This window comes from Risungbinella massiliensis (genome assembly GCF_000942395.1).
Classification (GTDB): Bacteria; Bacillota; Bacilli; order Thermoactinomycetales; family Thermoactinomycetaceae; genus Risungbinella; species Risungbinella massiliensis.
The window spans coordinates 808132-822014 of sequence record NZ_LN812103.1; the positions used below are offsets into that span (position 1 = coordinate 808132).

A 13883-nucleotide genomic window follows, 5' to 3' on the forward strand; every position below is an offset into this window, starting at 1 on the left:
AAAATGTAAATCATACGAGCCAAACAATACGAAAAAAGCCTCGGGGTTTATTCTCCAAGGTTTTTCTTTTGTGTCATTTTCTTGGTTTTACTTCCCGTCTTTACGTGCAGAAATCTCTTCTGTCTCAGGGTAGTCAGATTATTTCAGCATGCTGATTGTTGTGTTAAGATAGAAAAAAGATTGATAGCAAAGGAGAAGGTGCATGGAAGAACGAGTTCCGCCGTTTCGGACTCGGATGATGGGAAAATCGTCTACTTCTCCTTGGGCAAAAGTTCTAGTTTTTCTTTTTTTTGTTGGGTTGGTCTCGCTTCTTTTTTTACGATCTCCCTATAGTAAAATTTCGGAGATACAGGTAACAGGAACTCATTTATTAACTACTCAGGATGTCCTTACTCGAATGAAAACAAAAGTAGGTGATTCCTACTTTCGTGTAAGTGAGCGTGAGATTCAAAAAGGAGTTTTGACGTTACCAGAAGTGAAAGAGGTTCACGTTACCAAATCTTTTCCCGCCAAATTAGAAGTAAACGTAACAGAACATGCAATCATTGCCCATTATCGCACCTTAGATAACCGTTTGTATCCAATCCTAGCCAGCGGTGTAATCCTACTGCAACGTCCTATTGTAGAGACCACAGCTTCCTTAGTCACCTTAGAAGGATTTCCGCCAAACAGTCCACTGTTAAATCAAGCGGTACGTGAGTTTTCCCTTCTCCCAGCAGCGAAACGTGAGCTTTTTTGGAAAATGGAGCCTCAACCTGGACGATCGGATCAGTTGATTTTGCTAACCAAAAATCATCACAAAATCATCGCTCGAGTAGATGATTTTCACCAAAAGATACAGTATTATGAGCCTTTTCAAAAAGAACCACCAGGCACCATTTATCTATTGGAGAGTGTATGGTTTTCTCCGGATTCTTAACTTTATATTCAGATTCTCGGAGGAAAGACATCATGTGGTAGATTGTGAGAAGGAGTACGGATCTGAAAAGCAAGTAGGAACTTCCCTCGAAATTGAGAGAATATGTAAATTTTCCGAAGAAAAATGAATCTTACGAAAGGTGATCAATAAAATTGTGTGGAATTAAAGATTGATCACTCTTCTCCCTTTTCCTTCTCTTGCTTTGAAATAGCCTTCGTTCTCGGGCAAGGAGGTGCCCAGTTTGAAACATCAACCTTACATTGTGAGTCTCGATATCGGATCTACCCAAGTTCGCGCAGTAGTAGCAAAAATTGAAACAACTGGGAAACTACAGATTCTAGGATTTGGATCTGCTGTTTCCAAAGGGGTTCAAAAGGGAGCTATTGTTGATATAGACCAAGCGGCCGGATCCATTCGCCAAGCGATCGAAAACGTGGAGCGAATGCTAGGAATTGAGATAACCGAAGTTTACGTAGGGGTTTGTGGAAATCATTTTTGTCTTCAAGAAAGTCATGGAGTTGTCGCAGTACATAACGAAGATCGTGAGATAGGATTACACGACATAGAACGTGTAATTCAAGCTTCCAAAGTCATTTCGTTGCCAGAGGACAAATTGATGGTAGAGATCTTACCTAAGCAATTTGTTGTAGATGGCACTGCAAATATACCTGATCCAACCAACATGATTGGGGTTCGTTTGGAAGTCGATTCTCTCATTGTGACAGGCACCAAAACGATACTCCATAATGTAGTTCGGAGTGTGGAGCGAGCCTCTTACCATGTGGCAGGATTTATGTTTTTACCACTTACACTTGGAGAGACGATCCTCACAACTGATGAAAAAGCACTTGGTACGGTCCTAGTGAATATCGGCGGAGGTACCATGTCGATCACGATTTATCAAAATGGACATTTAGCCTCTCATGTGGTTCTTCCTCTTGGGGGCGAACACATTACCAAAGATATCATGCATGGGTTTCAGTGTAATAGACAAACAGCAGAAGAACTCAAATGCAAGTATGGAGTAGCAGACCCTCAGCTGATCCCACAGGAAGAGAGCTTCTCTATTGAATTGGTAAATGGCGATGCGAAAGAGATCGAGTATGCGACAACGGACCTCAGTTTGATCATGCACCCCCGTATTGCGGAGATGTTCTATCTCATACGCAAACAAGTTGATGCATTAGGTTTTTCTAGCCAACCTTCTGGGGGATATGTTTTAACTGGAGGTGTGATGGCAACCAAAGAAATTCTCTCTGTTGCACATAAGCATCTAAGTGACACGGTTCGTATCGCAGTACCGGATCAAATAGGGGCTAACGATCCATCCTTTGTTCCGGGAGTTTCGATGATTCATTATTTAGAAGCTCGAGGTGGTTATGAGATTCCACCAGAAGAAGAGGAACCAAAAGAGATGGAAGCTCCAAAACAGAAAAAGAAGGTTTCTCCCTTTGAACGAGTAAAAACTTGGCTAAGTGAATTCATTTGAATTTTTTTGTCACGATGGAGGGACAAGCATGTTTGAATTTGACTTGGAATTAGAACAGATTGCACAGATTAAGGTAATTGGCGTCGGTGGTGGCGGTAGCAATGCGGTCAATCGAATGATTGATGCTGGAGTACAAGGTGTAGAGTTTATTGCGGTAAACACAGATGCACAAGCACTTAATCGTTCCAAAGCTCCTATCAAGCTTCAGATCGGAGAGAAATTAACTCGTGGTCTTGGTGCAGGAGCTAAGCCGGATGTTGGAAAAAAAGCAGCTGAAGAAAGCCGCGAACAGTTGGAAAATGTTTTGCGTGGGGCAGATATGGTATTTGTCACAGCGGGAATGGGTGGAGGAACTGGTACTGGTGCTGCACCTGAGATTGCAGCGATCGCTCGGGAACTGGGCTCTCTCACTGTGGGAGTAGTTACACGCCCCTTTAATTTTGAAGGCCGCAAGCGCTCTATCCAAGCGGATTCTGGAGTCGCTGCCTTAAAAGAAAATGTCGATACCTTGATCGTGATTCCAAACGACAAATTACTAGAGATTGTGGAGAAAAACACCCCAATTATGGAAGCATTCCGGGAAGCAGATAATGTATTACGCCAAGGGGTTCAAGGGATCTCTGACCTCATTGCTGTCCCTGGTCTTATTAACCTCGACTTTGCCGATGTTAAAACGATTATGACCGAACGTGGTTCAGCTCTTATGGGAATTGGCTTGGCAACTGGGGAAAATCGTGCTGCGGAAGCGGCTCGCAAAGCCATCTGTAGCCCACTACTGGAGACGTCCATCAATGGTGCCCGTGGAGTGTTGATGAATATCACGGGTGGAAATAACTTAAGTCTTTATGAAGTGAACGAGGCCGCCGATATTGTGATGCAAGCTTCTCATCCAGAAGTAAATATGATCTTTGGAGCGGTAATCAACGAAAGTTTAAAAGATGAGATTCAAGTTACAGTAATCGCAACTGGTTTTGATGGACAAAAGAACAAAGAAGAGATGGAAGCAGGCCTTCTCAATTCCCAAACTAATGAAAAGAAAGGCAAACCACTCTTTGGGATTGATCCAACGACCAATCCCATCAAAGAGAAGAAAAGTGGAAGCAAAATCTTAGATGTAGATAACTACGATATTCCGACATTTCTCCGCAATCAGTATAAAAAATAAATCCAGTAATACAAAGAAAACTCCTAGTATGAATAGTTGGAGTTTTCTTTTGTTCGGTACTAACAGAGCTTCCCCTATTGTATACTTGATTTGTATGGAAGAGGAGAGGAGCTGTTACTTATGAAAGAAGCCAGTTTATACGAACAACTTGAGATGTATCGCTATTCTCTTGGCATTGCCATCAGTGATGTAACAGAAGAAGAAGCCAATATTATTCCGAAAGGATTTAACAATAACATCCGTTGGAATGTAGGTCATGTCTTAGTATCAACAGATGCTATGATTTTAACGATGGCTGGTTTTCCTTCCACGCTCCCTGAAGAGTGGGGACAATACTTTATGCGAGGAACAAGTCCGCAAAATTTTACAGATGAAACCCCAACACTTGCGGAGTTACAAGAAGCATCTCAAGAGCAGATGAGAAAATTGCGTGCTTTAGTAGAAGGAAAGCTAGACACTCCTCTAGCCAACCCTTTTGAATTACCCAAGACGACAATTTATACTTCTGGAGATGGATTGACTTTCTGTATGTTTCATGAAGGACTGCATATGGGTCAGATACAAGGAATTCGCAAATTAGTGAAGTAAGCTTGCGAAGAGCCCCATCTTGATCAAGATGGGGTTTTCTTGTACCAAAAAGTGTTTGATAGATTTGAACATCACAGACGAAACATAAAGGGAGAGACTAATCTTGCAACTAAGAGAAGAACAGAAAAACTTGTTTTCGATGCCCGAAGAGTACTACTTAGCACACTGCATTTCAGCGGATGCTAAAATGGGAGCAGGCATAGCCTTAGAATTTCGAAAAAAATTCCAATTAGATCCTCTACAGGTTCTAGCCAATATTAAATTGCTAGAAATAGGGAAGTGCTATCCGATGGGACGAACTTTTAATCTAGTAACCAAAATTCGTTATTGGCACAAACCAACCTATTCTAATCTAAAAGAAGCGATTCTCTCCATGAAGAACTATTGTTTGGAACGTGATTTAACATATTTAGCAATTCCCAAACTCGGTTGTGGTCTTGATCGATTGAAGTGGCAAAAGGTGAAAGGGATAATAGAAGAAGTTTTTCAAGATACCCAAATGGAAATTGTCGTCTGTGATTGGAATGGGAACTAGACGACCATCTAGAATGCGATCAAATGAGTTCGGAGTGATGGAAAGAAGTCAAGTGGAGGGATATTTGTTTTGGAAGTAGCTTCCCCACTTTTTTACTATAAAACCTGCTGCCACTTGGAAGCGGGTTTTTGACTGTGGAATAGATCTACCGTGTTTGACGAACCCTACATAATCGTGCCCAAAACATCGGATTGACTTCTTCCCTTCCTGCTATTCTTTTGATACGAGGGAGGTTATTCTTGTGGATTTACTCGACAAAATGAATGGAGCCTTAGCCTATATTGAAGAGAATCTTACTGAAGAATTGGACTATAAAGAAGTTGCAAGGCTGTCATGTTGTTCAGAGTATCACTTTAAAAGAATGTTTTCATTTCTTGCTGGGGTTACGCTGTCGGAGTACATCCGCCGAAGACGCCTTACTTTAGCAGCCTTTGAGCTTCAAAACCGCAACAAAAGGGTAATCGATGTTGCTGTGAAATATCAATATAGCTCTCCAGATTCATTTACACGTGCTTTTCACAGTCTTCATGGGGTAACACCGACAGAAGCCAGAAGTTATGGTTCATTTTTGAAAGCATACCCACGAATGACCTTCCAATTATCGATTAAAGGAGGAAGTGAAATGAACTATCGAATAGAAGAAAAAGAAGCATTTCACATCGTAGGGATCAAGAAAAGAGTTCCGATTATATTTCATGGAGTAAATCCAGAGATTGCCTCTATGTGGGAAAGTTTACATGTTGAAATGATCAATAAACTGAAGCAACTTTCTAATGTAGAGCCTCAAGGCCTGCTTAGTGCATCGACGAACTTTTCGGAGGGTCGAATGGAGGAAAAAGGGGAGCTAGATCATTATATAGGAGTGGCAACAACGAAGGAGTGTCCAGATAATCTGATGAAACTTGAAGTTGCTGCGTCCACATGGGCTGTGTTTGAAGCAGTTGGACCATTTCCTGATACGCTTCAAGATGTCTGGGGACGGATCTATTCCGAATGGTTCCCATCCTCCAACTATGAACAAACAGAAGGGCCAGAGATTTTGTGGAATGAACATAAAGATGTCACTTCCCCGACTTTTAAAAGTGAGATATGGATTCCGATTTTAAAAAAGTAATGATTTAAATGCGCCTAACTCAAACAATTGCAATGGTTTGTTTTGTAATAAACTGATGAGCTGTTTCGACAGCTCTTTTTTTATTTTAAATTCAAGAAATTCATCAGCAAAAAAGACAGATTCATATCGATTCTTTTTTAGAAATATTTTTATTAGAGATTATTCGACAAAACTTCTTACTAAATCCTTGGCAAGTTTCAACAAACTTTCTAATAGAGATTGAGATATACTAAGTCTCGCTTGGGAGTTGTTTCCTTTTGTTTAGGATCAAAACCATTGTCACCCGAGATCATGAAGATAGTGTTAGGAGGGTGCCTAAGTGACTGTCTATGCCGATGTTGTTTTCCTGCTCAATAGTTGCTTTGATTACCTTCTTTTATGGCTTACCTCGGGGATTCGTAAACAGCGAACTAAGGTTTGGCGATTACTGTTGGGAGCAACTGTCGGGGGGATCTATGCAACGTTACATTTGTGGCAAGAGTTTACTCCCGCTTACTTCTTACCTATGAAACTGATTGTTTCCATGTTCATGATCTATCTCTCATTTGGTTTTGGAAATCTGATTGCTTACCTTCGTACCCTAGGAGTTTTTTATGTAACTTGCTTTCTGACAGGTGGGGCAATGATTGCACTTCACTTTATCTGGACCGGAGATCATCAGGTAGCAGGTGGTATCTTGTATACGGAATCGCCTTCGGGATGGGGATCTCCTGTATCGTGGCTTTTTCTCTGGATCGGATTTCCGCTCGTATGGATTTATAGTCGTTTTTCACTCGGAACACTGCAAGAACGCCAGCAATTTGAGCAGTTTTTGACCCCACTGAAAATTACGACAGACGGTCAGGAGTTGGAATGTACTGGACTGGTCGATACGGGAAATCAGCTACGAGATCCGTTAACTAGGGCGCCTGTATTACTTTTGGAGTTAGATGAATTGCGACCGTTTTTACCTGATACGGTAGTGAAGATGGCTTATGCCAAAGACTGGGAAGAAGGTTGGGCGGAGTTACCACCAGAGTGGATGGTAAAAATTCGTTTAGTACCATATCGGGCAGCTGGAAGAGAGCAAGAAGTGATGATTGCATACAAACCAGATCAGGTAGAGATATGGCAAGAAAATCAGTGGAATAATGTGGGGAAAGTACTCATAGGAATAGATGTCGGACGATTTTCGACCGATGGCACCTACCAAGCAATTATCCATCCCTCTTGCCTATCTGCCGTCAGTTGAGAAAGGGGGCTATCAGCCATGTTGGCAAAATGGAAATTGAACGTGAATTTATTTTGGTATCGCATGTTGATTTACTTGGGTGTAAAAGGAGAAGAGATCTATTACATCGGAGGAAGTGAGGCACTGCCACCACCACTTACTCGCGAAGAAGAGGAACATCTTCTGTATCGACTCCCAAACGGCGATGCAGCTGTACGAGCGATGCTAATCGAACGAAACTTGAGGTTAGTGGTCTATATAGCTCGCAAGTTTGAGAATACGGGAATCAACATTGAAGATCTCGTTTCCATTGGGACAATTGGTCTGATTAAAGCAGTCAATACGTTTGATCCTTCCAAAAAGATCAAGCTAGCAACTTATGCCTCACGTTGTATCGAAAATGAAATCTTAATGTTCTTACGACGCAACAACAAGATTCGCTCCGAGGTTTCACTCGATGAACCACTCAATATCGATGTAGATGGCAATGAGCTTTTATTGTCCGATGTACTAGGAACGGAGAATGACACCATCTATCGTGACTTAGAAGATCAAGTGGACAAAAAGATTTTGATTACTGCTCTAGAGACATTAAATGACCGAGAGCGAAGAATCATGGTACTCCGTTTTGGATTAGAGGGCGGAGAAGAAAAAACACAAAAAGATGTCGCTGATTTACTGGGAATTTCGCAATCGTACATTTCGCGATTGGAAAAGCGAATTATAAAAAGACTACGCAAAGAATTCAATAAAATGGTTTAAATTACAGATAGTTCCTCTGTATTATAAATTTCCCTCTGTAGGAGATACTGAATGACGTTACTTCATCTGAGGAGGGACCACATCTATGGCGCGAAACAAAGTAGAGATCTGTGGAGTAGACACTTCCAAACTTCCTGTACTTAAGAACCAAGAGATGCGCATCTTGTTTCGCGAATTGCAGTCAGGGGAGCTTTCTGCTAGAGAAACGCTCGTCAACGGCAATTTACGTCTCGTTTTAAGTGTGATCCAACGTTTTAACAACCGTGGGGAATGCGTCGACGATCTATTTCAAGTCGGTTGCATCGGTTTGATGAAAGCAATTGACAACTTTGATCTCGGTCAAAACGTGAAATTTTCCACGTATGCTGTTCCCATGATTATTGGGGAGATTCGGAGATATTTACGTGATAACAATCCGATTCGTGTCTCTCGCTCATTACGAGATATTGCCTATAAGGCGTTGCAAATACGAGACCAATTGACCAATCGGTTTAACCGAGAACCAACCATCATGGAAATATCTCGAGAATTAAATGTTCCAAAAGAGGATGTCGTTTTTGCACTAGATGCGATTCAAGATCCTGTCTCCATGTTTGAACCCGTCTATCAAGATGGAGGAGATCCGATCTATGTAATGGATCAAATAAGTGATGATAAGACAAAAGATGCTCAATGGCTAGAAGAAATAGCTTTGAAAGAGGGTCTGGGGCGTTTAAATGATCGAGAAAAAATGATCTTGTCGATGCGCTTTTTTGAGGGGAAGACCCAAATGGAAGTGGCGGATGAGATTGGGATCTCACAAGCACAAGTTTCTCGTCTGGAAAAAGCAGCGATCCAACAGATGAACCGCTATATTACCTAGATTTCAACAGGATAAAGAACGTAGAGAAGGACTGTGGCATGAAGGTGCTACAGTCCTTCTTTGTTATGTTTGGGTTCACCTATAGCCAACAACCTGTATATAGTGATCATGAAAATAAGCTTATAACGAGGTGTGTTAGATGAAGAAAAAACAAGGAAGATACCCAACGATACAGGAATATCCTGATTTTGCCGAATCTTCTATTGGGCCATCCTATATAGAAGAACAAGATCAATTAGATACTGATCTCGAAACGCAACAATTTTTTAGACGCCGTCGTCGCTTTATCCACCCATTTTTCTTTTTTCCGCGTTTCTTTGTGATACCATTTCGTCGTTTTCGTCGCTTTCGCCGTTGGTAAATAGGGAAAATTAATTGGACACTGGTAACTATTATCAGTGTCTCTTTTATTCGATTAAGAAAATGTTGTACTGATTTTTCTTTTTTGTTTATCATAAGTCATTAGTAAATTAGAAAACTTAAATCATTTTGTTTACTATTATTTCTAATGCATTCTTTTTATATTATGTGAATGTGTTAGAGTTTGTTCTGAGTGTGTTGGAAGAGCATTAGAATGTATTCTATATAAGGTAAGTAGAGGAGTGAATAAATTATTAAAAAAAGTTGGTATGGGGTGAAGGTTTTATTTAAATCAGTTTACAGTGGTGAGCCAAATCCAGAAAAAATAGACTCTCATTATCAAAATAAAAGCTGTATGTATGAAGAGGTTACCTATCTGATACAAGCAGTATCAGATGAGGATGCTTCCAAGCAGGCTCTTATAATAGCTAGGGAAGCAGAGACGGAGTACTTTAATAGATATGATGAGAAAGTTCGCGTTGTGGATCAAGTAGATTACTGCTTTCAACTATTAGATGATCAGATAGGACATGGAACGGAAGTATTTACCCGATTTCTTGAATTTCCTAAAGATGTATCGGATCAAGAAGTGATCGAGCGTTTATATCCTGAGATTCCAGATGATGCGGTCGAATTAGATGGATAAACAAGGTTGGTATGCAGTAAAGGTATTGTTCAAGGCTCATATTTTGGATGAACCAAATCCCGAAAAATAGATGATGGTTACGAAGATGAGACACAATTACCGAAATCATTAAGTAATGATCAAGTGATGGAACGTTTATACCCGGAAATGTTTGAAGAGGAAGAAGATTAATTAATACATTATTAGGTGAGTGATATTTCATGTTATTTACCCTAACCTATGAAGGGCAAGATGCCACCGACTTAGGCTATCTCTTACATAAGAATCCGAGTCGAGTACAGGAATTTGAACTTCCATTTGGCAAGGTGCACCTGTTTTATCCTGAAGCGACGGAGACACGCTGCACGTTTGCCATGTTACTCGATATTGATCCAATCTCCTTATCTCGTGTGGAAGAGAAAGGAAATCGTCGTTCTCCCTTAGAACCATATGTAAATGATCGTCCTTATGTAGCTTCCTCTTATTTTACGACTATGCTAAGTAAAGTGTTAAGTACAGCACTAAATGGTACTTGTAATAAACGCCCTGAGCTGGTGGAGGCAGCACTGGATCTTACTGCTGAGTTATCGGTTCTTCCAAGTCGAGGAGGAGAAGGATTGTTACGCCGACTTTGGGAACCTCTTGGTTATCAACTAGAACTTACGAGACTAGCACTTGATCCTACTTTCCCACAATGGGGAGACAGTCCTTATTATCAATTGATCCTTCGCCAAAAGATACGTTTATCTGAATTACTCTCCCATCTTTATGTGTTAGTTCCGGTGCTAGATAATGACAAGCATTACTTTACTAGTGAAGATGAACTAGAGAAGCTACAACGTCATGGAGGAGAATGGTTAGCAAATCATCCGGAAAAGGAAATTATAGTAGGAAGATATTTGCGGCATCAAAAGAAGTTGGCAAAACAAGTACTAAAAGATTTATCACCAGTAGAGGGGCAACTAGAGAACTCAGAATCGATGTTGGATTCAGAGAAAACTGTTCGTTTACATGAGTTACGCCATCAGATAGTAGTAGATAAACTGGTAGAACTAGGTGTTCGATCCGTATTGGATTTAGGATGTGGGTCTGGACAACTGTTACAAAAACTAAGGCAAGTACGCACTTTTGAGCGAATTGCTGGAACGGATGTTTCCTTATCTGTACTTCAAAAGACACAGAATAAATTAGAGCGTTGGGAAGATCCTCGTATACAACTTTTTCAGAGTTCCCTCCTGTATGGAGATAAGCGCCATCAAGGCTATGAAGCTACCGTTTTAGTAGAGGTATTGGAGCATATCGAGTTGGACCGGCTCCCAATGGTAGAGCATCAACTTTTCCGTGAGATTCGTTCTCCATACATCTTGTTGACGACCCCTAATAGAGAATATAACCAACTGTATGAAGGGTTAAAGGATGGGGGTTTTCGCCATCCAGATCATCGTTTTGAATGGACACGAAATGATTTTCAGAGTTGGGGAGAGAGGATCGCGAAAGAATATGGTTATCAAGTGCGCTTTTTTCCATTAGGAGAAGAAGATGAGACTTTAGGGGCACCTTCCCAGATGGCTCTATTTCATATAGTAGAGAAGGAGATATTACGATGAGATGGAAGATCCCAAATTTAGCATTAGTTGTATTAATCGGACCATCTGGTTCTGGGAAATCGACCTTTGCCAAGCGGCATTTTCGTCCGACAGAAATTTTGTCTAGCGATACGTTTCGTGGTCTTGTCTCGGATGATGAGATGAATCAAAGCGTCTCCAAAGAAGCATTTGCTGCCCTTCATTTTATTTTAGAGAAACGATTACAGATAGGGCGGCTTACCGTTGTCGATGCGACCAATCTCCGAGCGGATGCAAGAGCTGAGCTACGACAATTAGCCAAACAATATCATGTTCCTGTGGTAGCGATTGTGTTGGACCTACCTGAGTCTATCTGCCAAGCATGGAACAAACAACGAGGAGAGAAAGCTCTTCCCACTCGTGTGATTCGCCGGCATTCCCAGATTCTAAAACAAGAGATGAGCAAGATTCGCAAAGAGTTTCGGGGACTTCTTCGTATTCGTAATGTAGAAGAATGGGAGGCAACAGAAATCGTGCGGGTACCACTTCACGTCGATCGTCGATATGAGGAAGGTCCATTTGACATCATCGGAGATGTTCATGGATGCGTAGACGAGCTTTTGGAGCTAATCGATCAGCTTGGATATTCATTAGAGCAACACAAAGATGGCTATCAATTGACTCATCCAGATGTGCGTAAGTTGATCTTTGTAGGCGATTTAGTGGATCGGGGTCCAGATAGCCCAGCAGTTTTACGATTAGTACGAGACTTGGTCATGAATGGACAGGCTCTGTGTGTGGTGGGCAACCATGATGATAAGCTTTTACGCAAACTAAAAGGTGGCAAGGTGAAAGTGCAACATGGGTTAGAGACCACCATGAAGCAACTAGCTGGAGCTTCTCAACAAGAACTAGAGCAACATCAGGAGTTTCTGGAGAACTTACCTCACCATCTAATGCTTGATCAAGGAAAACTAGTGGTAGCTCATGCTGGACTAAAGCAAGAATTCCACGGACGATCCTCAGGAGCTGTTCGTTCGTTTGCTTTATATGGGGAGACTACAGGTCAGTTAGATGAAGAAGGCTATCCTGTACGGCTAGACTGGGCATTAGATTATGCAGGAGAAGCTTTTGTTGTTTATGGACATACTCCCCAAGCGGAACCTTATTGGTTAGGCAATACGGTCAATATCGATACAGGTTGTGTGTTTGGTGGGCGTCTGACGGCTTTACGTTATCCAGAGAAGACCATGGTTTCGGTTTCAGCGAAGCAAGAATACGCTAAGTATCGACGCTCCCTCCAAGCGGAACATTCAAATGAACTTAAAATTGGTGATCTAAAAGATAAACCTATTCTAACGCGGTACCTGCCGCCGATTCGTCTGAAAGAAAATCAGATTGCACCCGCATTGGAGATTATGAGTCAGCATACCGTTCATCCAAATTGGCTAATCTATTTGCCACCGACGATGTCACCAACGGAGACATCTGATCTGCCGGATTATCTTGAGCACCCAAAAGAAGCTTTTCGATATTATCAAGAATTAGGGGTTCAAGAAGTAATCTGTGAAGAGAAACATATGGGATCACGAGCTCTTCTAGTTGTATGTCGTACTCCAGAGGTTGCTATTCGTCGTTTTCGAATGAAAGAACAAAGTTATGGAGTCATCTACACCCGAACTGGACGTCCATTTTTCTCAGATCGCAAACGAGAGCAAGAGATTTTACAGCGTACTTCCGAAGCGATCTCCAAGTCTGGCTTATGGGAAGAGTTACAGACAGACTGGGTATTACTTGATGCAGAAATTCTCCCATGGTCTGAAAAAGCGATGGAGCTTTTGCGAACACAGTATGCTGCGGTTGGGGCAGCGGCAAATGCCTCCATGACTCGTTCGGTAGAAGTGCTTCAAAAAGCTAAAGGGAACGGATTGCCAGTAGACGAGCTTTTGAACAAGTATCAATCAAGACAACATGCAAGCCAACAATTTGTCGCCTCCTATCAACCCTACTGCTGGGAAGTGGAATCAGTGGAAGATATTCGAATTGCCCCGTTTCATTTGTTAGCCAGCGAACGAAAAGTACACCACGATCGGGAGCACCTCTGGCACTTACATAAGATCGAGAGTTTTTGCAAACATGAATCTCTCCTCCAAGTTACCAATTACATCCAAGTAGATCTCCAAAATCAAGAGAGTATACAAGAAGCAATTGTAACTTGGAAAAAGTGGACTAGCTCGGATGGAGAAGGGATGGTTGTCAAGCCAAAGCAGTTTTTATGGAAACAAGATGCCGGTATCGTTCAACCAGCGATCAAAGTTAGGGGAAAAGAATACTTACGCATTATCTATGGTCCAGAGTATACGCTTCCTGAAAACTTAGAAAGACTACGTAAACGTAACGTTCGTCGTAAACGTTGGTTAGCGTTACAAGAGTTTTGTCTTGGATTAGAGGGATTAGAGCGTTTTGTTAACCAGGAACCACTTCGTAGAGTACATGAATGTGCCTTTGCGGTTTTAGCGTTCGAAACGGATCCAATTGATCCACGTTTGTAATGACGTTCCTCCTATTTACCGTTTTAGAAAAGACATCTTACACAAAATATCGGAGTGAGCGAAGCTACAAGGGAAAGAAAGGTTCTGATTTTTGGTTTTGAATAGCTTCTAGTACATTTCCATTACTTCCTACATAT

General features: G+C 41.5%; 13 protein-coding genes. All 13 read left to right on the plus strand.

What is annotated here, in order from left to right; translation table 11 throughout:
• The first annotated feature begins 202 nt into the window (after positions 1-202).
• The 13 genes from VJ09_RS15260 (at position 203) to VJ09_RS15320 (ending at position 13746) form a co-directional block, all read left to right on the plus strand.
• The gene (locus VJ09_RS15260; RefSeq protein ID WP_044642484.1) at positions 203-919 is read left to right on the plus strand and encodes a cell division protein FtsQ/DivIB; all 717 of its coding nucleotides are present in this window, start codon (positions 203-205) and stop codon (positions 917-919) included.
• Positions 920-1160: 241 nt separating this feature from the next.
• The gene (gene ftsA, locus VJ09_RS15265; RefSeq protein WP_044642485.1) at positions 1161-2408 is read left to right on the plus strand and encodes a cell division protein FtsA; all 1248 of its coding nucleotides are present in this window, start codon (positions 1161-1163) and stop codon (positions 2406-2408) included.
• A 28-nt stretch (positions 2409-2436) separates the two neighbouring features.
• On the plus strand, positions 2437-3573 hold the full coding sequence (gene ftsZ, locus VJ09_RS15270; protein ID WP_044642486.1) for a cell division protein FtsZ: 1137 nt from the start codon (positions 2437-2439) through the stop codon (positions 3571-3573).
• A 120-nt stretch (positions 3574-3693) separates the two neighbouring features.
• Positions 3694-4161: a DinB family protein gene (locus VJ09_RS15275; protein ID WP_044642487.1), complete on the plus strand. Its 468-nt coding sequence runs from the start codon at positions 3694-3696 to the stop codon at positions 4159-4161.
• 103 nt (positions 4162-4264) lie between these two features.
• Positions 4265-4696 (plus strand): macro domain-containing protein, encoded by a 432-nt coding sequence (locus tag VJ09_RS15280; protein ID WP_044642488.1) that lies wholly within the window; start codon positions 4265-4267, stop codon positions 4694-4696.
• Positions 4697-4937: 241 nt separating this feature from the next.
• On the plus strand, positions 4938-5810 hold the full coding sequence (locus tag VJ09_RS15285) for an AraC family transcriptional regulator (protein ID WP_044642489.1): 873 nt from the start codon (positions 4938-4940) through the stop codon (positions 5808-5810).
• A 319-nt stretch (positions 5811-6129) separates the two neighbouring features.
• Complete coding sequence (spoIIGA, locus tag VJ09_RS15290) at positions 6130-7041, plus strand: sigma-E processing peptidase SpoIIGA (RefSeq protein ID WP_044642490.1); 912 nt, start codon at positions 6130-6132, stop codon at positions 7039-7041.
• Between the two features lie 18 nt (positions 7042-7059).
• Positions 7060-7782 (plus strand): RNA polymerase sporulation sigma factor SigE, encoded by a 723-nt coding sequence (gene sigE / locus VJ09_RS15295; protein ID WP_044642491.1) that lies wholly within the window; start codon positions 7060-7062, stop codon positions 7780-7782.
• An 85-nt stretch (positions 7783-7867) separates the two neighbouring features.
• Positions 7868-8644 (plus strand): RNA polymerase sporulation sigma factor SigG, encoded by a 777-nt coding sequence (sigG, locus tag VJ09_RS15300; protein WP_044642492.1) that lies wholly within the window; start codon positions 7868-7870, stop codon positions 8642-8644.
• A 139-nt stretch (positions 8645-8783) separates the two neighbouring features.
• Positions 8784-9005: a hypothetical protein gene (locus VJ09_RS15305; protein WP_044642493.1), complete on the plus strand. Its 222-nt coding sequence runs from the start codon at positions 8784-8786 to the stop codon at positions 9003-9005.
• Positions 9006-9278: 273 nt separating this feature from the next.
• Positions 9279-9650 carry a DUF4288 domain-containing protein gene (locus VJ09_RS15310; RefSeq protein WP_052807443.1) on the plus strand — a complete coding sequence of 124 codons (372 nt, stop codon included), beginning with the start codon at positions 9279-9281 and terminating at the stop codon, positions 9648-9650.
• 200 nt (positions 9651-9850) lie between these two features.
• Positions 9851-11236 carry a 3' terminal RNA ribose 2'-O-methyltransferase Hen1 gene (locus VJ09_RS15315; RefSeq protein WP_044642495.1) on the plus strand — a complete coding sequence of 462 codons (1386 nt, stop codon included), beginning with the start codon at positions 9851-9853 and terminating at the stop codon, positions 11234-11236.
• Positions 11233-13746 carry a polynucleotide kinase-phosphatase gene (locus tag VJ09_RS15320; RefSeq protein ID WP_044642496.1) on the plus strand — a complete coding sequence of 838 codons (2514 nt, stop codon included), beginning with the start codon at positions 11233-11235 and terminating at the stop codon, positions 13744-13746. The genes VJ09_RS15315 and VJ09_RS15320 overlap by 4 nt, the downstream gene beginning before the upstream one ends.
• Positions 13747-13883: the final 137 nt, after the last annotated feature.